The organism is Calothrix sp. NIES-2100, from assembly GCF_963875285.1.
Classification (GTDB): domain Bacteria; phylum Cyanobacteriota; class Cyanobacteriia; order Cyanobacteriales; family Nostocaceae; genus Aulosira.
In genome coordinates, this window is record NZ_CAWNLA010000001.1 from 4,224,498 (window position 1) to 4,246,834 (window position 22,337).

The 22,337-nt window shown below is 43.4% G+C and carries 15 protein-coding genes and 1 pseudogene; 3 read left to right on the plus strand and 13 right to left on the minus strand.

Features of this window, described 5'->3' with window-relative positions:
* Nucleotides 1-38 precede the first annotated feature (38 nt).
* Together nifJ and AACU32_RS17250 are read right to left on the minus strand one after the other, a co-directional pair.
* The gene (gene nifJ / locus AACU32_RS17245; RefSeq protein ID WP_096601529.1) at nucleotides 39-3,704 is read right to left on the minus strand and encodes a pyruvate:ferredoxin (flavodoxin) oxidoreductase; all 3,666 of its coding nucleotides are present in this window, start codon (nucleotides 3,702-3,704) and stop codon (nucleotides 39-41) included.
* 134 nt (nucleotides 3,705-3,838) lie between these two features.
* Entirely contained in the window at nucleotides 3,839-4,312 is a 474-nt protein-coding gene (locus AACU32_RS17250; RefSeq protein WP_096601532.1) for a DUF4385 domain-containing protein, read from the minus strand.
* Nucleotides 4,313-4,389: 77 nt separating this feature from the next.
* On the opposite strand from AACU32_RS17250, the gene AACU32_RS17255 reads away from it, so the two are divergent.
* On the plus strand, nucleotides 4,390-4,848 hold the full coding sequence (locus tag AACU32_RS17255) for a VOC family protein (protein ID WP_096601535.1): 459 nt from the start codon (nucleotides 4,390-4,392) through the stop codon (nucleotides 4,846-4,848).
* A 98-nt stretch (nucleotides 4,849-4,946) separates the two neighbouring features.
* Here the strand turns inward: AACU32_RS17255 and AACU32_RS17260 are convergent, their stop codons facing one another.
* From AACU32_RS17260 to hppD, 8 genes are all read right to left on the minus strand, one after another.
* Nucleotides 4,947-5,432: a YcxB family protein gene (locus tag AACU32_RS17260; RefSeq protein WP_096601538.1), complete on the minus strand. Its 486-nt coding sequence runs from the start codon at nucleotides 5,430-5,432 to the stop codon at nucleotides 4,947-4,949.
* Nucleotides 5,433-5,465: 33 nt separating this feature from the next.
* Complete coding sequence (locus tag AACU32_RS17265) at nucleotides 5,466-7,097, minus strand: CocE/NonD family hydrolase (protein ID WP_339378001.1); 1,632 nt, start codon at nucleotides 7,095-7,097, stop codon at nucleotides 5,466-5,468.
* 90 nt (nucleotides 7,098-7,187) lie between these two features.
* Complete coding sequence (locus AACU32_RS17270; RefSeq protein WP_096601543.1) at nucleotides 7,188-7,550, minus strand: four helix bundle protein; 363 nt, start codon at nucleotides 7,548-7,550, stop codon at nucleotides 7,188-7,190.
* 158 nt (nucleotides 7,551-7,708) lie between these two features.
* The gene (locus AACU32_RS17275) at nucleotides 7,709-8,893 is read right to left on the minus strand and encodes a hypothetical protein (protein ID WP_096601546.1); all 1,185 of its coding nucleotides are present in this window, start codon (nucleotides 8,891-8,893) and stop codon (nucleotides 7,709-7,711) included.
* Nucleotides 8,859-10,970, minus strand: a complete 2,112-nt coding sequence (locus AACU32_RS17280) for an AMP-binding protein (protein WP_096601549.1) — start codon at nucleotides 10,968-10,970, stop codon at nucleotides 8,859-8,861. The genes AACU32_RS17275 and AACU32_RS17280 overlap by 35 nt, the downstream gene beginning before the upstream one ends.
* Before the next feature lie 142 nt (nucleotides 10,971-11,112).
* Nucleotides 11,113-12,033: a hypothetical protein gene (locus AACU32_RS17285; protein ID WP_096601552.1), complete on the minus strand. Its 921-nt coding sequence runs from the start codon at nucleotides 12,031-12,033 to the stop codon at nucleotides 11,113-11,115.
* 238 nt (nucleotides 12,034-12,271) lie between these two features.
* Nucleotides 12,272-13,492 carry a homogentisate 1,2-dioxygenase gene (locus tag AACU32_RS17290; RefSeq protein ID WP_339378002.1) on the minus strand — a complete coding sequence of 407 codons (1,221 nt, stop codon included), beginning with the start codon at nucleotides 13,490-13,492 and terminating at the stop codon, nucleotides 12,272-12,274.
* Nucleotides 13,493-13,661: 169 nt separating this feature from the next.
* The gene (gene hppD, locus AACU32_RS17295) at nucleotides 13,662-14,768 is read right to left on the minus strand and encodes a 4-hydroxyphenylpyruvate dioxygenase (RefSeq protein ID WP_339378003.1); all 1,107 of its coding nucleotides are present in this window, start codon (nucleotides 14,766-14,768) and stop codon (nucleotides 13,662-13,664) included.
* 675 nt (nucleotides 14,769-15,443) lie between these two features.
* Between hppD and AACU32_RS17300 the strand changes: the two genes are divergently transcribed.
* Nucleotides 15,444-15,938 (plus strand): Lrp/AsnC family transcriptional regulator, encoded by a 495-nt coding sequence (locus AACU32_RS17300; protein ID WP_339378004.1) that lies wholly within the window; start codon nucleotides 15,444-15,446, stop codon nucleotides 15,936-15,938.
* Nucleotides 15,939-16,123: 185 nt separating this feature from the next.
* Entirely contained in the window at nucleotides 16,124-17,026 is a 903-nt protein-coding gene (locus tag AACU32_RS17305) for a hypothetical protein (protein ID WP_096601558.1), read from the plus strand.
* Nucleotides 17,027-17,295: 269 nt separating this feature from the next.
* Here AACU32_RS17305 and AACU32_RS17310 read toward each other — a convergent pair.
* The 3 genes and pseudogenes from AACU32_RS17310 to AACU32_RS17320 all read right to left on the minus strand — a co-directional run.
* Nucleotides 17,296-17,595, minus strand: a pseudogene (locus AACU32_RS17310) (type II toxin-antitoxin system PemK/MazF family toxin); the annotation flags it as partial.
* Nucleotides 17,596-17,911: 316 nt separating this feature from the next.
* On the minus strand, nucleotides 17,912-18,157 hold the full coding sequence (locus AACU32_RS17315) for a hypothetical protein (RefSeq protein WP_339378005.1): 246 nt from the start codon (nucleotides 18,155-18,157) through the stop codon (nucleotides 17,912-17,914).
* A 338-nt stretch (nucleotides 18,158-18,495) separates the two neighbouring features.
* Complete coding sequence (locus tag AACU32_RS17320) at nucleotides 18,496-22,014, minus strand: AAA-like domain-containing protein (RefSeq protein WP_096601567.1); 3,519 nt, start codon at nucleotides 22,012-22,014, stop codon at nucleotides 18,496-18,498.
* Nucleotides 22,015-22,337: the final 323 nt, after the last annotated feature.

Genomic DNA, 22,337 nt, shown 5'->3' on the forward strand with positions numbered 1-22,337 from the left:
AGGGATTAGGGATTAGGGGTAATTTCATACTTCATCCTTCATACTTCATCCTTCAGTTGGCGTGCAGCCAAATACTGATACATCTGCCAACGAATATTTACATCTTCTTGAGCTTCTTTGAGTAGCTGCTTTGCCGCTTCGGGGTTACTCTTGGTCAACATCTTGAAGCGATTTTCTAAGTACATATATTGCTCCATTGGTAACTTAGGTGAGCGGGAATCTAGCTGTAGTGGGTTTTCTCCATGTTTGGCTCGCTCTGGATGGAACCGATATAATAAGCATTTACCGGAATCAACAGCCGCTTTTTGATTCTGCATTCCTGTAGTCATGTTGATGCCGTGGGCGATGCAATGGCTATAGGCAATAATTAGTGATGGGCCTTCGTAAGCTTCGGCTTCTAGAAATGCTTTGAGGGTGTGTTCATCTCTTGCACCCATTGCCACACTAGCAACATAAACATTACCGTAAGTCATCGCCATTAAGCCTATGTCTTTTTTCGGTGCAGCTTTTCCGCCGGAAGCAAATTTAGCTACAGCCCCTTTAGGAGTCGCTTTGGAATTTTGTCCGCCAGTGTTGGAATAAATTTCTGTATCGAGGATGAGAATATTCACGTTGCGATCGCTAGCTAAAACGTGATCCAATCCCCCAAAGCCGATATCATAACCCCAACCATCACCGCCGATAATCCAAACGCTTTTCTTCACCAAGTAATCAGCAAGGGATTTTAGATTTTGGATTTTAGATTTTAGATTGAAGTCTGATGAGGAATTGATGATTTCATCTAGGCGCTGTTTCAGTATTTCTACTCGTTGGCGTTGTTCCCAAATATCAGCTTCGTCTTTTTGTACCGCTTTGAGAATACTATTTACTAATTCTTCACCCAATTCTGGTGTGAGATTTTGCAGTAATTGGGCGGCAAATTCTGCCTGTTTATCGATAGAAACACGAAAACCTAGCCCAAATTCGGCGTTATCTTCAAATAGCGAGTTAGACCAAGCAGGGCCGCGTCCTTCGGCGTTCTGTGTCCAAGGTGTAGTAGGTAAATTACCGCCATAGATGGAAGAACAACCAGTGGCGTTGGCGACAATCATGCGATCGCCAAACAATTGTGTGGCTAACTTAATATAAGGTGTCTCACCACAACCAGCGCAAGCCCCAGAAAACTCAAATAAAGGTTCTTGCATTTGCTGCTGGTTAATATGAGTTAGCTTCAAATCTCGTCTATCTGGATTGGGGAGATTGAGGAAGAAATCCCAATTTTCCCGTTCTTGTTCTCGTAATGGCAATTGCGGAGCCATGTTAATAGCTTTGCGGCGTAGTTCTGTTTTATCCTTGGCTGGACAAACATCTACGCAAATACCGCAACCTGTACAATCTTCAGCAGCTACTTGAATGGTGTATTTTAAACCTTTCCAATCGTGGTCTTTGGCATTAGTACTCTTGAATGTTGCAGGTGCGGTTTCTAACTGCTCTGCTTCGTAAACTTTACTACGAATCACACTATGAGGACAGACCATCACGCACTTACCACACTGGACGCAGACATCAGAGTCCCAAACGGGGATTTCTTGAGCAATGTTGCGTTTTTCCCATTTCGCCGTACCTGTGGGATAAGTACCGTCACATGGTAAAGCACTAACTGGGAGTTCATCCCCTTCACGAGCAATCATTTTACCAAGGACATCGCGGACAAAAGCGGGCGCATTGTCAATAAATTTTGAATTTTCGATTGGGGATTCGAGATTGAGGTTTAGTTTGCCAATCTCTACTGGATATAAATTATCTAAGGTGGTATCAACGGCGTTGATATTCATTTGGACAATTTCATCGCCCTTTTTACCATACGTCTTGCGGATGGACTTTTTAATTTCGGCGATCGCATCTTCTCGTGGTAAAACACCCGATAATGCAAAGAAACATACCTGCATTACCGTATTAATACGTCCAGCCATCCCAGCGGCACGGGCGACTTTGTAAGCGTTAATTACATAAACTTGGAGATGTTTCTGGGTAATTTGCTCTTGGACTGAGGTTGGTAGATGATGCCAAACTTCCGCTTTGTCATAAGGAGAATTAATTAAGAATGTACCACCAGGAATAATATCTTTGAGGATAGGAAACTTTTCGATAAAATCCCATTGATGACAGGCAATAAAATTGGCTTGAGTAATTAAATATGTAGAGCGAATTGGTTTAGCACCAAAGCGGAGATGGGAAACTGTCACTGAACCGGATTTTTTGGAATCGTAGACAAAATAACCTTGGGCGTAATTGTCTGTTTCTTCCCCAATAATTTTGATTGAGTTTTTATTAGCGCCTACTGTCCCATCTGCACCTAAACCATAAAAAATAGCTCTCACTGTGTCGTCTGATTCGATGTTAAATTCCGAGTCGTAATTCAAGCTGGTGTGGGTAACATCATCGTTGATTCCCACCGTAAAATGATTTTTTGGTTCAGCCGCAGCAAGATTATCAAAGACAGCTTTAATCATTGCTGGGGTGAATTCTTTAGAAGATAAACCGTAACGCCCACCAATGATTTTAGGGGATGGGGGGGATGAGGAGGACAAGGGAGACAAGGGAGACAAGGGGGACAAGGAAGAAATTGTTTCCCCTGCTCCCCTGCTCCCCTGCCCCCCTGCTCCCCATCCCTCATGAATCGCAGCTATCACATCTAAATAAAGTGGCTCACCCAATGCGCCTGGTTCTTTGGTGCGGTCTAAAACAGCTATGCTTTGAATAGTTGTTGGTAAAGCGGCGACAAATCGCGAACCATCAAAGGGGCGATATAATCTAACTTTAATAACCCCAACTTTCTCACCAATACTATTTAAATAATCTACAGTTTCATGGACGGCTTCACAACCAGAACCCATCAAAACAATAACTCGTTCAGCAGATGGGTCACCGTAATATTCAAATAATTGGTATTGTCGTCCAGTCATCGCCGCAAATTCATCCATCACTTTTTGGGTGATATCTGGACAAGCTAAATAGTAAGGATTAACAGTTTCCCTAGCTTGGAAGTAAACATCGGGGTTTTGTGCTGTACCCCGTAACACCGGTTTATCGGGAGTGAGGGCGCGGGAACGATGAGCAAATACTAATTCATCTGGTATAAATTTTTGTAAATCATTCTCTGCTAACAGTTGCAGTTTATTAATTTCGTGGGAAGTCCGAAAGCCATCAAAAAAGTGCAGAAATGGGACTCGTGATTCTAAACTCACCCTGGTGCTAATTAAAGCAAAATCATAAGCTTCTTGCACAGATGCAGCACACAGCATCGCAAAACCAGTACTCCGCGCTGACATCACATCACTATGATCGCCGAAAATGGAGAGAGCTTGAGCTGCGAGCGATCGCGCGGCAATATGAAATACTGTAGGTGTTAACTCTCCGGCAATTTTGTACATATTCGGGATCATCAACAATAATCCCTGAGATGCGGTAAATGTAGTTGTCAGCGAACCTGTTTGCAAAGCACCATGTACAGCACCAGCAACACCGCCTTCACTCTGCATCTGTACAATTGATGGAACAGTCCCCCAGATGTTGGGTTTTCCTTCACTCGCCCATGTATCCGCCCACTCAGCCATCGGTGAAGAAGGAGTAATCGGGTAAATAGCAATGACTTCATTCAATTTATAGACTACTTGGGCTACAGCTTCATTGCCATCAATGGTTGCAAATGTTCTGTTAGTCATTTTCGTATAACCGCCAGCTTCTTAGCCCTGATTTTTCAGGCTTCACCTTGAACATATACCTAAAGCTTGAGGAACTTGTGAGGAAGTCGCTGGCGTTGCATATTGTTAGAATGATTAATTATTTCGACACTATGTTACTTTACTTCATACATCTGTTTATGCTTGCCTAAAAGCTGGAGATATTTATCATTTGTCTTAGCTTGTATCCACTTGACTTTAAATATTGCTGCGGATTCGGCTTTAATTGGATCTACTTCATTAGGTAGAATTTCTTTTTTTTCACCCATCTCTGGCGAAGTTTTTTTATACTTTCTGCCGCTTTTATGATTAGCATAACGGCGAGAGCGAGTATAACCCATTTGTAAAAACTTCCTGGCCATATCTGCACCAACAAAATCATCTTGCTCTAAATAAGCTAGAAAAATTTCATAGATTTTTTCGCTCGATTCTCTAGCAATATCAGGATTTTTAAATCGCCAGTAAGGGAGAATTTCCGATTTATATGGTTCTACCAAAAGTACACCTTGCTCACCTTTGCCAACACGATACAGTTCAGGATGTTGGCGAAAATTGATATTTTGGAAGTCTAAAGAATAATCAAAAGGCATGGTAAGTTTTTAAGATAAATAATAAACTCTAAATAAAGAGTTGAACTTCTATCTTTGTGGAGAAAGTTGATTCTGCCATGCTATCTAACTCTTGTACGCAAAGTGTCCTAGCTCCAGGTGTTTTACGTAAAGTGCATCATATTGCACTCAACGTCAAAGATATGCAAGCTTCCCGACACTTTTATGGAACTATCCTGGGTTTGCATGAACTGACAGGCGATGAAGTACCCGCCACCTTAATTGAACTTGTCGCTGCGGGGAAAGTAGCTAACTTCATCACTCCCGATGGTACAATTGTTGATTTATTTGGGGAACCGGAATTATCACCACCAGATCCCAATCCAGAAAAGTCTTTCACTAGAGCATACCACCTGGCTTTTGACATCGATCCGCAGTTATTCGATCAAGCAGTGGCAGTAATCAGAGATAATAAAATTGCGATCGCTCACGGCCCTGTAACTCGTCCTACTGGTAGAGGTGTGTACTTTTACGATCCTGATGGTTTTATGATTGAGATTCGCTGCGATCCAGAATAAGTCAATAGTCAATAGTCATTTGTCAATAGTCATTTGTCATTTGTCATTTGTCATTTGTCCCCTTCCCTCATCTCCGCAATGCCCAATGCCCAATCCCCTTACCACAATTTAATTAGTTGTTTACCTTCTAAAAATAAATCAAACCTGTGCATATCTTTTTCTGACTCAAAAGCTGCTACAGGTAAATAGTGATATTGCATTTTTGTGATATATAAAAAATAATACTCACTTTTTTTGACAACTTTCAGAAAATGCTCATATCTGAGCTTGGTGATACTACCATCTTCAAAAAATATCGCAAAAAAGTTTTCATCCATTTCGCAGTATCTACTCTGGAAATTTAATGCGGAAGTGCGTCCTTGCAGACGAAAAAAAAGCGGTACAGATAGAAAGTAAGCCATTAAACCCAAGAGATATATCAACCACCAATCAAATCGCTTTTCGATGATAGCAAAGATAATATTTATGACTATGAGAACCGACAAGATAATTAAGGTTAACTTCATGCGCTTATAATAATCAACGGCAATAATTCCCTTCAAGTCTTTGGGCGATATTTGAAATTGTTTAGTTCTAATTAGCATATTGATTTACAAATAGTTATCAGGAAGGCATGATTAAGAAGGTGTCATCACAGATAATAAAAGTTGAGAATTCCCCTCACCTCCACAACTCACTGTTAAGGTAATAATCTGAGCATTCAGCAAACCTTCGCTATTAATAACTACACCATTTCCAGAGTTCATGGGGTAGGCGGGAAAACATGCTGCACTCAAACTCAGTCGTAAAGCATTACCTTGCGAAATCCGCGCACAAGTCGCTTGCAGTTGAATTTTTACGGGTGCGGAATTCGTTCCTACTCGACAATGTACATAACCTTGGGTCAAATTATATACTTGCCCATCAGGATGAACTTCCGACAGTATGGCACACAAATCATAACTGGGTTGATCTGCACTGCAAAAGATTTGAGCGATCGCATTCCCTACTAAATGTAAGTCGGCTTTGAGTGGTTCGCTAGTGTAAGTTAATATATCTGAACGTAAATCTAAATGCGATCGCTCAAACACTCCCGCTGGTATCGCTGCATGTCCACCCAAAGCCGGAACCGGTCGCCAAGGATCGTGAACTAATACGTCAGTAGTGCTGGTTGCCGATCGCTCAGTGCTGAGTTTTCCAGAATCTTCGCGGATACTAGCTAGTCCGGTAGTTGACAAATAATAAAATTTCTGAGATTGTGTTTTTAAATTGGGAAAACTGCGCCAAATATTACTTCCCATTTCAAATAAGCAAACAGGCTGTTCTTTCAGTAAACCTGTATCTACACCTTTAAGAAACTGATCGAACCAGCGAATTTGCATCCTATCTACAGGACTAGCTGCGTTTGCACCGAAGTCAGCATTACCAACTTTACGACCCCAAGGTAAATGTGCCCAAGGCCCGACTAAGAGATGTTGGGGTGTGTGGCTACGGGCTGCCATATCTTGATATAAATGCAGAGTCCCCCGCAGATAAGTATCAAACCATCCCCCAATATGGAACATAGGCAAATCAACAGTTTGCAAATAGCGTTTCGGTGAAAGTTCTTGCCAATAGTTTGCATCTGCTTGGGAATTAGCCAGCCAATCGTGATAAAAAGAATCAGGGGCGAGAGTTTGGAGAATTTCTGGATTAGTTAAAGGCAAATTGCGAGCAGCAGCAAATAAGGCTTGATAAGTTGCTTTATCTTGGCGTAAGCGGGCGGTTTCAGTTGCTAATTGAATCGCCCATGCAAGATTAGTTTGGTAACAGAATGCACCACCTTCATAAGCCCAATCGGTATACAAATCATAGCCAATCATTGCCGGACAAATTGTTTGTAAAGCGCTGGGTTTGGTAGCAGCAGCATATAGTTGAGTCATCCCTTGATAGGAAAAGCCATACATCCCAACTTTACCATTACTTTGGGGAAGATTCGCCGCCCAATTTACCGTATCTTCGCCGTCTGTAATTTCATGGACAAATAATTTAAATTCTCCTTCAGAAGTACCACGTCCCCGGACATCCTGAATCACAACAATATAACCTTGGGCAGCATACCAAGTAGGATGAGCATAGACAACAGTAGATGCGATCGCTCTACCATAAGGTTGTCTCATTAATAATACTGGAAATTTACCCTGAGCATCAGGACGGTAAATATCTGCATCTAAACGCACACCGTCACGGGTATGCATAGAAGCTGTTTGTTTGGGAAGAACTTTGAACATAGAAAATTATTGAATATCTCTCTTAAGCTCATCCCACCCCTAAAAGGGGATGTGATTTCGCGTTGACTGTTAACTGTTGACTGTTGACTGTTATTCAGATTTCCTTTTAAGTGAGTTCATATAAGCGTTTAATTTAGGTGACAATTCATCAATAATTGGTTTAATTATATCTATTTGTTCTTGAGTCAAAAGTTTTCGCTTACAAGCAAGTCTTAACCAATGCCTTGTTTCATTTAAAGAACCTCTAGCAATTTTTACAAATCTTTGATTATCTTGTAAATTATAGCGACCATTACCTTCTGCAATATTAGCACCTATACTGTCTGCTGATTTAACAATTTGTTTCCCAATTGTATCTTTGGCAAAATAATCCCATTTCTCTACAACAAACCAAATTTCATTCGCTAGCTTTTCTGATAATTGGTAAACTCGCAAATTTTGAAAGGTTTCCATAATTGTTAAGTGACAACGGTTGACTGTTCACTGTCAACCGCTAAACTAGCCTAACAAAGTGTTTATTGTCACCCGACAACCGTCAACTGTCAACCGTCAACAGTTAACCATCATCAAAACAAGCTCAAAGGAAAGCTTACCTGACTTTTCACCGAATTTTAAGTTAATAAATGCTGGCTATTTTCATGACGATGTTTTTGCAAATACTCCATGAATGGTGTACCGCCTGTACCAATATCGGTGTTGTTGTTGAATTTTGCAGTTTGCTGGTGAATATAAGCAGCCGCAAATTTGAGATGTTGAGTCCGAAATTGTTCTATCAGAGAAACGCAATCATTATATAAATCTTTGAGTTTAGGTACTTTCTCCATGCGAGTTTTGACAAAACTACGTAGTGTGGAACGCTTTTCTACTTCTTTGACAAAAGCACTGTGTAATGGTGGCATATAATCCCGCAATTCTATTAAGAATTCCTGTAAGGGATCGCTTTCGTGGGCTATATTAAATAGAGCATCCATTGTCGGTACAATGCTGCTTTGTGCCCCTGTCGAACCACGAAACTGCTGGGGCTTTTCACCATAAGCTTCTACGCCTTCATATATTAAGCCTTTTGGTAATGCCGAGTTGTTTTTCCAGCCGTGAATGTAGGGACGTACCCGATTGTAATAAATGTAGGGATCGCAGGCTTCTGGCATCCGTTTCATGGTGGTGTTAATGTTTATCCATGCCTGTTTGATATTCTCTAATCCACTAATGACAGTAGTTTTGTTGTCTTGCCCAATCCCTTGCAAAATGTTGGGAATCACGGCTAATGCAGGTGCAGCTTTAGCTTCGATGTCTATGTGAATCAAGATAAACCAGTCTTCATCTAAACCACCTAAAAAGTTTTGCCACAACATGATGTTGCCAATTTCGATGGGTTCGGTTTCGTAAATTCGTACCCAGTTGTCTAAGGCATAGGAAGCATAGGACAATATGGGTGGTCTGCCCAGTTTTTGGGCAATTGTGTAAAAAGGCACAGCAATATTAGCTGGTAGGACTTGAGCGGGTGTTGGTTCTCCCCAAACATAGGCATGGGTGAGGTAAGAATATACTTGCATTGCCTGTCGCAATTGCATCTGATTTAATGTGGCTCGTTCTACGTCTACTTTGAGGATGCTATCGATAAAGGAGCGAATCTTCCGAGTCGCCATCAACTTTGGTAGCAAGCTCACAGTTTTTTGGACTTGCCAAAATATATCCGGTAATTGCACCTCAGATGGAGAATGGGTTGGTAAAAAACCAGTTTCCGGACTAACTTCGTAATCTTCAAGTTGGAAAGGTTTGGGTGCTATAGCAGTCATAATTCTTTGCCTCCTGATAATTTTCGCGCAGCACACGCCGCATAACTTTATTCGATGCAGTCCGTGGCAATGTATCAATAATTACGAGGTCTTGAATTTTAAATAAGGGATTGAGTTGGTGACGGATTGCTGTTTGTAAGGAATTTTTCAGTAATTCTTTGTTTTGCTGTATATTAGTTTCCAGCACAGCGTAAACGACTAACTGACTAGGCCCGCCTTCAGGAGGTGAATAAGCGATCGCCACAGCTTCGCAAATTCCCTCTACAGTATTCAAAATTTGCTCAATTTCCATCGAGCTAACTTTGATACCGCCTAAATTCATTGTGTCGTCAACACGACCAAGAGTGCGGTAGTAGCCGTTGGTTAATCGTTCGATTTGGTCACCGTGACGGCGGAGGAGGCAGGGGGGCAGGGGGGCAGCACTTCGACTCCGCTCACTTCGACTTCGCTCAGTGAGCGGGGGGGTGTTAGCGAAGTAAACTTGATGGTGGTCTTTGTTGATTAACTCAGTAGATAGACCGATGGAAGGAGAAACTATAAATACTTCGCCTTTATCCGCTGGGTTACCTTCGGCATCAAAAATCACCAAGTCTAAACCTAAAGCTGGTGTAGTCAAAGTTGAAGGTGCAGAAGGCTGTACCACTGTACTAGTAATATATGCGCCGCCAATTTCTGTACCGCCGCAATATTCTACAATTGGTTTGTAGCCAGCTTTGGACATCAAAAACAGCATATCTTGGGGATTAGAACACTCTCCTGTAGAACTGAAGGCTTTGATACTGCTCCAATCCAGTCCTTGCATACAGGCGGTGGTTTTCCAAATGCTGACTAAACTTGGCACTACACCCAGTATATTCACATGAGCATTTTGAATAAATTCACCAAATCCCCTTTCTGTAGGCGTGCCATAGTAAAGGGCAATGGTTGCGCGATTGATTAAACTGGCGTAGATTAGCCAAGGCCCCATCATCCAGCCTAAATTGGTAGGCCAAGCTACCACATCACCAAGATGGATATCTTGATGTAAATGCCCATCAGCCGCGCATTTTATCGGGGTAGTTTGCGTCCAGGGTATTGCTTTGGGTACTCCGGTAGTACCTGAAGAAAATAGGATATTGGTGTAAGCTGTCGGATGGGCAGAAACAGCAGCAAATTGTTCGTTGTGACTGAGAAATTCCTTCCAAGTCAAATCACCAAAACGCAGTTCCACAGATGAGCCTAACACGATCGCTCTCGGTGCATTAGCATCAACAATTTTGCTATACAGGGGTAGTTGTTTACCGCAACGCCAAATATAATCTTGGGTAAAGATAGCTTTCGCCTGTGCAAGGTGCAACCGCATGGCAATTTCCGCAGGTGCAAAACTATCAGCGATGGAAACAACCACACAGCCAGCTTTGATAATACCTAAATATACCCCCACCGATTCCGCAGTCATGGGCATAGCGATCGCGATCGCATCTCCAATCATAAAGCCAGCTTGTACCAATCCATTGGCGACTCGGTTGGTTAAACTGTGGAGTTCACCATAGCTGAGGGTAGATAAAGAACCACCTTCTTCCTGAAAGATAATAGCGGGGGCGTTTTCATCTGCTAAAAAACAACTCTCAGCAATATTCAACCGCCCATCCACTAACCATTGGGGTGACTCTGCACCCAGCGATAAGTCAACAATTTTGCTGTATGGCTGTTGTAAGGAGATACCTAATCGTTGAATCATTATCTCCCAGAACTCACCACGATGCTGAACTGACCAAGCGTGTAGTTCTGGGTAGGATTTCACGTTTAGTTGCTTCATCACCGCCGCGATGTTGGTTGACTGGATTTGCTCATCGCTGGGTAACCAAGCGGGAGGAATTCCTTGGCTGCTATGCCAATCAGCAAAGGTGGTTTGATAAAGCAGTTCGTGAAAGTTAAAGGGTTGGTCAGGTTTGAGGATATGCTGGGTGAGATGCTGCCAGCATTCTGAGGCTCTTCGGGAGGATAGCCAGTGATTGATTTGTGGTAGCATTGCGGCAGCGGTTTCTTTTGCTATGCCGCAAGCGGTAATTTGTTCGAGCGACAACTGCTTTGTCATCGCTTTTTACCTCATATAAGAATTTTAGATTTTGGATTAAAAATGCAGTAATCTTCTTAACTCTGTGCCCTCTGCGCCTCTGCGGTTAGAAAAATTATTTTTGAACCGCAGAGGCGCAGAGACGCAGAGAGGATAAGGAGTTTTAAGTAAAAACTTGGTTTACTCTATCTTCGTTGAGACCATACCAAAAGATGGCGATCGCATCTAAAATTTCTCGCCCACCGAGTATGAATTTACTTCGGTCAAAGTTGGACTGAAAATAGACTTCTTCCAGTTCTTCTAAGGTATGTCCGGCGTGCTGTCCTTCAACGCGGTTGTGCCAAGTGAAGAATGCTAGATGTAACTGCGGATGTCGTGTTTGTTTAATCCGCGTTAGTCCGTCTTCTAATTCTTGCCAAAAGCCTGCGGCTGCCCAATTCTCTACCGCAAAGCTAGCACCCTCAGCTATTTGGGAGTCATCGCTACCATAGAGGCGTTGCAATTCGTCACAAAAGTGTAAAGTTGAAGGGCGGCCATGTTTGCGCTTACCCAATTCTTCGTAGTGTAGCCCCAAACCCTCAGCTACACCTAGCAGCCATTCAAAATGCGCCGCCCGAAAACGACAAATACCACCGTCTACTGTACCTTCTGTACTGATTAGTTCGGGGTCGCCTTCTCGGTCTTTTTGTGCTTCAGTTTGCTCAATGCGTTCACCGACATTTTGCCCAGACTGGCGATAAATTACACCCAACTCATTCAATAAAATCTCTCGACTAGCCCGCGATTGCTGGAGGGTAGGCGAGTTGATTGCTTTGAGTAAAGCTGCAATTAAAAATTGGTTAGAGAAAACCGAGAATTGTTTGAGGAAGTGCCGTAATTCTGTATCTGTTGCCGTACCATTGCTAAACCATTGAGTATAGGTGTTATTAGTAATGATGCGGTGCTGTAAAAATTCCCGTTCTACCTCAGTGAGGAAGTCGCGGAAACTCTCCACTTGAGCTTGAGTTAACTCACCTCGCTGCCAGCGTTCTTCAATCCGTGAAGAAATCGTTAAATTATTTGGTTTTGCAATAACTTGATTCATAAATATACCTCGTTTTTAAGAAACAGGGCAGAAGGCAGAAGGGTTCATTGATTCTTATAGCTGTTGACTGTTGACTGTTGACTGTTATTGTCAGGGTTTGATTTTAGCTTGATGTCCTAATCTATCTGGCTACAGCTATAGAACTTGCGCAAAAAACCTCTCAAACTCTTATTCCTCTGCGTTCTCTGCGTCCTCTGCGGTTTTTTCCCTTCCCTATACCTCAGTCCTGATGAAAAACTCACGGCTTTAAGCCTTGTATAGGTTCTGCTGTATATGACATCCAACTGTAAGAATAGTTTTTATCTTCTAAACCCAAAGCATACTTCGTTAGTTTCACTGGACGGAAAGTATCAACCATCACTGCCAGTTCATTCGTCCCTTCTTTGCCAATTGACCCCTCATACATCCCCGGATGGGGGCCGTGGGGAATACCGCTAGGATGAACGGTAATCGAAGCCCGGTCAATTCCTTTGCGGGACATGAAGTTACCTTCTACGTAATAGATGACTTCATCAGAATCAACGTTGGAATGGTTGTAAGGCGCGGGAATTGCTTGGGGATGATAATCGAATAGACGCGGTACAAAAGAACACACAACAAATCCTGGGGCTTCAAAAGTTTGATGCACTGGCGGTGGTTGATGCAATCGCCCTGTAATTGGCTCAAAGTCTTCGATATTGAAAGCAAAAGGCCACAGATGTCCATCCCAACCCACCACATCTAGGGGATGATGGCGATACAGGTAACTGGTAATTCTATCGTGGGCTTTAACTCGCACCTCAAACTCTCCTGCTTCGTCGTGGGTAATTAGCTCATCAGGCGGGCGAATGTCACGTTCGCAGTAGGGAGAATGTTCTAAAAATTGTCCGTAACGATTGAGGTAACGGGCTGGTGGTTCAATATGTCCCCTGGCTTCAATTACCAGCATTCGTTGCTCTATTCCAGTGTCGGGAATAATCCGCCACATTACACCTGTGGGAATTACTAGGTAATCTCCGACTTTGTAACGCAGCAGACCATATTGACTTTCTAAGATACCGCTACCATCATGGATGAAAATTATTTCATCACCATGAGCAAAGCGATACCAGTAATACATCGCTTGGGTAGGACGAGCCACGGAAATGCAGACATCTGTATTCGCCATCAGGGGAACACGAGATGCGATCGCATCCCCACCCGTCTCTACTGTTGCTGTCCGTAAATGGCGATGCAACAAAGCACCTGTTTCTGCATAGGGAATTTCTACCTTTTCTTCCACCAAAATCTTCTCAATTTGTGTCGGTGGATGCAGGTGATAAAGCAGAGATTGCACACCGGAAAAGCCGTGAATACTAATTAATTCTTCATGATATAAAGAACCGTTAGCTTGACGAAATTGGGTGTGTCTTTTATGTGGGATGTTTCCCAATTGATAGTAATAAGTCATATTGCTGCGCTCCAATTGGTAATTCGTCATTTGTCATTCGTCATTCGTCATTTGTCATTTGTCATTTGATGATCAATGACAATCTTCAGTAATTAACTTTCTTTTTCCCCACTTCATTAATTACGAATTACGAATTACGAACTTGTACTGAGCGAAGTCGTTCGCGTAGCGTCCCGCAGGGAAGTATTACGAATTATTTCTATACACTGACGAGATTTCCGCGCCGTGCTTGTTCGCGTTCAATAGCTTCAAACAAGGCTTTGAAGTTGCCTTCACCAAAACCCCGCGCCCCATGTCTTTCTATGACTTCAAAAAATAGTGTTGGTCTATCTTGTACAGGTTGGGTGAAAATTTGTAGCAAGTACCCATTTTCATCCCGATCTACTAAGATTCCTAATTCTGCCAACTGATCTATCGATTCGTCAATATTTCCTACCCGTTGTTCTAAGTTATCGTAATAAGTTGCTGGGGGAACCAAAAATTCTACACCCGTTTCTCTCATGCGGCTAACTGTGGCAATAATATTGTTAGTTGCCAAAGCTACGTGTTGAACTCCCGGCCCATAGTTATATTCTAAATACTCTTCAATCTGAGATTTGCGTTTACCTGTAGCAGGTTCGTTAATTGGTAGTTTAATTTTCCCTGCACCATCCTGCATTACCTTGGACATTAAGGCAGAATATTCTGTGGCAATGGTTTTATCATCAAACTCTACTAAAAGATTAAAGCCCATTGTTTGAGCAAAAAACTCTACCCACCGTTCCATTGCACCTAATTCGACGTTACCAACTATGTGATCAATGGCTTTTAGTCCTACGCCTTTACTTTTCAGGTGCGCTTTATTTTGCGCCTCGAAACTAGGAGCAAATACACCTGCGTAATCACTGCGATCGATGAACTTAATTAGAGTGTCACCGTAACCGCGAATTGCAGCATAACGGAATATTCCATATTTATCTTCTTCTCCTGTGGGCGCGATCGCTCCTATTGCACCTCGGCTCGTTGTTTGCTCGTAAGCGATCGCCACATCGGGTACTTCTAGAGCGATAATAGCCACAGCATCACCATGTTTCAAGACACTTTTGGCAATGGGATGATCCAGACTCAGCCCAGAACTTAAAACAAAATTAATATTTCCTTGTTGCATCACATAGGATGCTGTTTCACGGTAGCTGGTTTCTAATCCTCGATAAGCTGTGTTAGTAAATCCAAAACACTGCGCATAAAATAGCGCTGCTTGCTTGGCGTTACCAACATAAAATTCTAAGTGGTCGATGCGCTTTATTGGGCAAAAATCTTTCATCATATATTACTCCTTCTAGAAAGCTTGTTTAACTGCTGAACTTTCTGCCGATTGAACAGCAGTTTCAATCAGCTTAAATGCAGACAGTTTCAGGTATTCCATGTTTTAACCAAACATGGTCGGGAATGAAGGCCTTTTTTTCTACATACCTGTGCTATCAATATAGGCACAGTCTCCTCAAGAAGGAGATTGATATAAATAAACATCTCCCCTTTGGCAGATTTACCTGATGCCTTGTGCCAAAATCTGTCTTTTTTTGCCAAACCCTGAGTTGAGATTATTAACTCTACTCCTAATTTAGATTATAAATTTTACTAACAAGTATCTACAAGTATAAAATATTAACTTTTAAGATACATTTAGAATGTAGTTTTAACTACCCTCTCTAGGGATATTGTTAAATATAACAACAAAAAATCCAATTTCCTTGTACACGTAGGAGGAAAGTTGCTTTGTTGCTGTTAATTAGTAAGCTAATGCGCGCTAAAAAAGCATAACTACTAATAAGGGCTGTTAACTGTTAACTGTTGACTGTCAACGGTCAACTGTCAACAGCCCTCACGATGGATTGTGCAACTTAAAAGCAGAATAGCTTACTTCTTTCCTTCTGCTCTATGGACACTTCGACTCAGCTTAGTGTCCCCTGTGCCTTTCTTCATAAGACTGGAGACTGTAAAAGTGAAGCCAACACTCAAAAACTTGGAACAACTCCAACAATTAGATGACATAGACCGACAACTGTTGTGTCTCTTACAAGAGAACAGCCGCATAACTTTCGCGGAATTAGCCCGTCACGTTAATCTTTCAACGCCGGGGTTACAGAAGAGATTGCGCAAGCTGGAAGAAAAAGGAGTGATTGACCGCTATGTCACTTTGGTGAATCGAGAGGCGCTAGGTTTAGACTTGCTGTGTTTTGCTCAGGTTACTTTAGTCAATCATCAGCCTGAATGTGTGGGAATGTTCTGCGATCGCGTCAAGGAATTACCAGAGGTTTTAGAATGTCATCATCTTAGCGGCGAATTTGACTATTTATTAAAAATGGTTGTCCCTAACCATCAGCACTTAGCAAAGTTACTGTCAGAAAAAATTACCCGCATTCCTGGTATAGATAGAATCCAGACCAATATTGTGCTGAATGAAATAAAAGCTTCCACCTCGCTACCATTAGATTAGATAGCTTGTCATTTGTCATTTGTCATTGGTAGGAGTTGCAAGGGTGTTTACGCTGAATAACATAGTTCTGTTCAATCGCTGACTCATACAAATTCTCTAAAATCCGGTAACACATTCAAACCCCTAAACCTAGACCTACCTGGTTTTCATAATTACGAATTACGAATTACGAATTACGAATTACAATGCTTGCATCATTAGAGGCGCTGCTTTCATCAGTTGTGGACTATGCTGGATTATTCCCGCCAGCAAAGTTGGAATTACAACCAGCAATGGCGAATTATGCTCAATATCAGACAAGTCCCTACAATTGGATGTTAGGTCGCTTTATTTTGCCAATCTCCCGTTTGCAGGAGTTTGAGCAACTTTTACCTGAGTATCCAACACAATGGCCATTGAGCATAATTATCACCAAAGATGTGAAAGACGCGATGTCTGACGACAAGCCGCGAAGCGTCTACGCTCTTTTACAGTCACTCAACAATCCGAAAATTGCGATTACATCCCTAGAATTTCCCCCACTTCCACCAACAGAAATCGCAAAGATACTTCCTTTGCTTCCTGCTGAAGTGGAATCATTCTTTGAAATTCCCTTTAACAGTGACTTGCAAAGCTATTTATCTGTGTTGCAACAGACTCGCGCCGCCGCAAAAATTCGTACTGGAGGAGTAACAGTTGATGCCTTTCCCAGTATCACTCAACTGTGCCAAAGTATCTTCGCCTTTGCAGCAGCGCAAATTCCCTTTAAAGCCACCGCCGGATTGCATCATCCATTACTCAGTAAACATCCTGTAACCACTGAGCCAAACAGTCCTGTGGCTTTGATGCAAGGTTTTTTAAATGTCGCAGTTTTAGCCGCACTGGCTTATCAGCAAAAATTAACACCAGAGATAGCCCTAGAACTACTGCAAGAATCATCAACAGATAATTTTCACTTTACAAGCGATCGCCTTTCGTGGAAAAATTATCATCTAAATATTGCAGAAATACAGTCAGCTAGAAAAAACTTTTTCCGTTCCTTCGGTTCCTGCTCATTTCAAGAACCAATAGATGACCTTAAGGAACTAAAATTACTAGAAAGTGTGTAAGGAAATATAGCGCTTCTCAGTAGGATGCAATACAAAATTATACCATTGCCTGTAGGGGCACGGCACTGCCGTGCCCAAAAGAGTGTATCGGACTCTCTAGCCCGCAATATTTCCATTAGGGAGCAAAATGCTCCCACTACAAATTTATTAAGGGCAAAATTGGGATACTCCGCCTAAAAGTGCGTAGATAGCTAGGCTTCTTGTCGCCAGACATCGCCTACCGCTGATCTGAGAACTCTCACAAATGCGATCGCTATTTTTATTTAAACTCAACTCAATCCCAAATGCAATTTCAAGGCAGCATCAATTAGTACCATCATATCTTCGTTTAAACTACCTATTACTTCGCTAATAATGCGCTGCTTGGAAATTGTTCTTATTTGCTGTGCCTGTACTTTAGAAGATTTTGTTAAGCCACTCACCTCTGGATTGAGCAAAACTTCAAAGGGATAAACCCGGCTAACATTGGAAGTAAGAGGTAAAATAGTCACAGTAGTAGCAGCATTATTACTTATATCATTACTTACTATTAGCACTGGGCGGCGTTTACCCATTTCTGAACCTATCGTAGGACTAAGGTCATTTTAAGCTTGCAACACTGTTCCAGTGACCTTAGAACTGTTTAATCACAAGCGACAGAGCGAGGAACTAGCTACGCATTCCGAGGTGTCGTGACTCAAATAACGGCTACTCGTTTTACCGAGTGGTCTGGTCAGTACGGCTTGTTTGATTTCTCTTGCAAGCCCAGTCCTTTTAGGGCTGGGTTACTGACATTCCTACCAATTAGTAGTAAAAATAATTCATACTAATATAGTAGCTTAATCTCGAACCCCAAAACAGCGTAAAAGCAAAGCGGTAAGTCAAGAGATATCGCCTAAAGTTTAATTAAAGAGAACGGTTAGTGCGATCGCATTGGGTGACATTGTTAATGTATCGACTGACAATGGGTAGAGAGCTAGGCTTGTTGTCGCCAGACATCGCACCTGTGTACTTGATGGCGGTGCAATCGCGTTTGAAAAACCTCAAAACGACTTTGACGACGATCAAAACGATGTTGACGACGATCAAAACGACTTTGACGACGATCAAAACGACTTTGACGACAATCAAAACGATGTTGACGACGATCAAAACGACTTTGACGACGATCAAAACGATGTTGACGACGATCAAAACGACTTTGAGGTATCTGTTACTGATACCAAATTGCCTTTAGTTGTCATTTTTAACACAATACTAAAAGCGATCGCTCAGACATCGAGAGCAAAAGTGCGTAGACGCGGTAGACGAGCGTACACCGTAGGGGTTGCCGCAGGCTAGCGAGGCTTCTCGCAGAGTAAGGCTTGTCGTAGACATCGCATCACCCTGCAATTGAATTGCTGTTTCACAAACAAATAGCCGCCTCCCAGGAGAAAAAACCTTTCCCCCTTCCCCCTTCCCCCTTCCCCTTTTTCCCTTCCCCTTTCCCCCTAATCTCGCCTACTTGTCACCTCACACACCTTCAACCTCTCCCGCACCTCTGGATGGGTGACAAAATAATCTTGCAGCCAGTCGCAACCCCGCGCCAGCAATTCATCCAACCCACCAACCCGCCACACCTTGGCGGTACCGTCATCTGATGCAGTGACGATGCGCTGTCCATCCGGGCTAAAGCTGGCGCTTATCACCGCACCTTGATGCCCTGTGAGGTCAGCGAGCAACTTGCCTTTGCTGTCCCACACCTTGGCGGTTTTGTCAGCTGATGCAGTGACGATGCGCTGTCCATCCGGGCTAAAGCTGGCGCTTATCACCGTACCTTGATGCCCTGTGAGGTCAGCGAGCAACTTGCCATTGCTATCCCACACCTTGGCGGTTTTGTCATCTGATGCGGTGACGATGCGCTGTCCATCCGGGCTAAAGCTGGCGCTGCTCACCTCACCTTGATGCCCTGTGAGGTCAGCGAGCAACTTGCCATTGCTATCCCACACCTTGGCGGTACCGTCAAGAGATGCGGTGACGATACGCTGTCCATCCGGGCTAAAGCTGGCGCTGGTCACCGAACCTTGATGCCCTTTGAGGTCAGCGAGCAACTTGCCTTTGCTGTCCCACACCTTGGCGGTTCTGTCCCGTGATGCAGTGACGATGCGCTGTCCATCCGGGCTAAAGCTGGCGCTGCTCACCTCACCTTGATGCCCTTTGAGGTCAACGAGCAACTTGCCTTTGCTGTCCCACACCTTGGCGGTACCGTCAAGAGATGCGGTGACGATACGCTGTCCATCCGGGCTAAAGCTGGCGCTTCTCACCTCATTTTGATGCCCTGTGAGGTCAGCGAGCAACTTGCCTTTGCTGTCCCACACCTTGGCGGTTTTGTCAGATGATGCAGTGAGGATGCGCTGTCCATCCGGGCTAAAGCTGGCGCTTAACACCCAATTTTTATGCCCTGTTAGGTCAGTAAGCAAGTTGCCTTTGCTGTCCCACACCTTGGCGGTACCGTACAATGATGCAGTGACGATACGCTGTCCATCCGGGCTAAAGCTGGCGCTGGTCACCGAACCTTGATGCCCTGTGAGGTCAGCGAGCAACTTGCCTTTGCTGCCCCACACCTTGGCGGTACCGTCAAGAGATGCGGTGACGATGCGCTGTCCATCCGGGCTAAAGCTGGCGCTGGTCACCGAACCTTGATGCCCTTTGAGGTCAGCGAGCAACTTGCCTTTGCTGTCCCACACCTTGGCGGTACCGTCAAGAGATGCGGTGACGATGCGCTGTCCATCCGGGCTAAAGCTGGCGCTGCTCACCTCATTTTGATGCCCTGTTAGGTCAGCGAGCAACTTGCCTTTGCTGTCCCACACCTTGGCGGTACCGTCAGCTGATGCAGTGACGATGCGCTGTCCATCCGGGCTAAAGCTGGCGCTGTTCACCCAAATTTGATGCCCTGTTATGTCAGCGAGCAACTTGCCTTTGCTGTCCCACACCTTGGCGGTTCTGTCCCGTGATGCAGTGACGATGCGCTGTCCATCCGGGCTAAAACTGGCGCTGAACACCTCACCTTGATGCCCTGTGAGGTCAGCGAGCAACTTGCCTTTGCTGTCCCACACCTTGGCGGTTTTGTCAGCTGATGCAGTGACGATGCGCTGTCCATCCGGGCTAAAGCTGGCGCGGTACACCTCACCTTGATGCCCTTTGAGGTCAGCGAGCAACTTGCCATTGCTGTCCCACACCTTGGCGGTTTTGTCATCTGATGCAGTGACGATGCGCTGTCCATCCGGGCTAAAGCTGGCGCTGTTCACCGAACCTTGATGCCCTTTAAGTTGCACCCGTTCGCGGATATTATCAACAATTGTTTGCAAAGCCAAAATCGGGCTACTAGCGGGGTATAGGTCTAAAGGTCGTCCATCTTTCACCAGTTCTTGTAACCTTTGTCCCCCATCCATAGCCGCAACTAAAGCATCTAGTTCTTGATTTTGTTTCTCAAACTGGTTTAATGCTGAAACTCCTGTTTGTTCAAGCTTTATACCTTCCTGTGCTTCTTGTACTTGCTTAAGCTTAATTGCATTAGCTGCAAATATCCCAGTGATAAATGCTCCAACTATCGACACACCTAAAACAATTGCGCCAATGCGAATTTGTTGCTTGGCTTTTTTTTGCGCTTTCGTTAATGTCTCATTCGCTTGTGCTAATATCCGTCCCTCTTCTTCTTTGACTTCTAAAGCAATTTCAATTTCTCTTTTATCTATTCTTTCGCTAGCAGATAAAAACTTATAATCTTCATCAATCAAACTTTTATCACTTGCCCAAGCTAAGGCATCCCGCAAAGCTTGCCCTTGCAATAAACGCGATTCATCTTGATAACCTGAATCTACCCAAGCTTTTAATGCTTCTCCATAGGGACGTAAATCAGCCAGTGCTTTTTCCAGCCAATTCAGGTTAAACACAGCAGCATATATCCGGTTATAAACTCCCAGCTTGCCCTTGCGCCTGACTACCAATCCCGAAAGCCGCAATTGAGTTTGTTCTAAACTATTATCATCTGCAATTTCTTCCTGTTGCAAAATTTGCTGATATAACCCTAATAATCTACCTGTACGCTGTCCACCACTGCGTAAAATTCTATCGCGAATTGTCTTTAAATGCTCTGGTTCATCCTGAGATTCCCAATTAGAAATTACCTGAGTTTGCACCAACTCCTCTACCCACGCCGCCACCCTATCTTCTGGAATAGGATAATCATGATTCAGAATTAATTTACAAATTCTTTGGGTAAGAAATGGTTGTCCCCCCGTCCACTCTAAGACTGCTTCTATTAGCAACATGGGATTTTTAGTTTTCGTCGCCAAACCCGCAGCTAATGGTTGAGCTTCTTGTAACTTAAAACCAGTCAGTTCAATTGCCCTACCAATATTAAAAGGTGTCCGTCGCCTATCTTGAATTAAATCTGAGGGAGTCGCCACTCCAAATAAAGCAAAACTCAACCTTTGATATTCTGGCTGAGTTGCGCGACTGTTATAAAACTTTCTAATTACCGCAAAAAAATCATCAATATTAAATTCCAGACTCAATACGCTGTCAATTTCATCAACAAAAATCACAATTTTCTGTGAAATTGAATTAAGCAGAACTCTTTCAACAAACTCGCTAAATCGGTTAACAGGAGACAATGAACTGTGACTAGCCCACCAATCATTTAAATCAAAGCTTTCGTAAAGATTAAGACTGTTAATAATGCCATTAATCACCCCTGCATACCATTGTTCACAAGTAATATCAGAACTGCCAATTGCTGTAATATCAATATCCGCACAAGCAATACCCTCTGCTTGCAATCGTTGCATCGTTTGTACCCGCAAACTCGACTTACCCATTTGCCGCGAGTTCAACACATAACAAAACTCTCCCGCTTTTAATGCTTGGTAAAGTTCAATATCTGCTTCCCGTTGCACATAAGTCGGGGCATTAACTGGCAAACTGCCCCCTACTTGATATTCGTAAGATGGGCGGGGTATGGCATTCATTAGTTATATCTCAAATTTTGTTTATTTAATAACTACTCGTGCTGATAAGGCTTTTCCCGACGCTAGCTGAGAAATTCTGACCAAATTTGTGGTTATGCGCTCAGAAATGTAGGTTGGGTTGAACGGAGTGAAACCCAACAAAGAAACGCAAATGTTGGGTTTCGTTCCTCAACCCAACCTACTTGTAAGCGGGTGCATCCCAGTTTTTATTTCTCAACAAGAGAATAAATGTCATTGCGAGGAGGAACGACGAAGCAATCTCATGGACTCGCTCTGAACTGGAAGATTTTGCGATTGCTTCGTTCCTCTCTTCGAGACGTTTC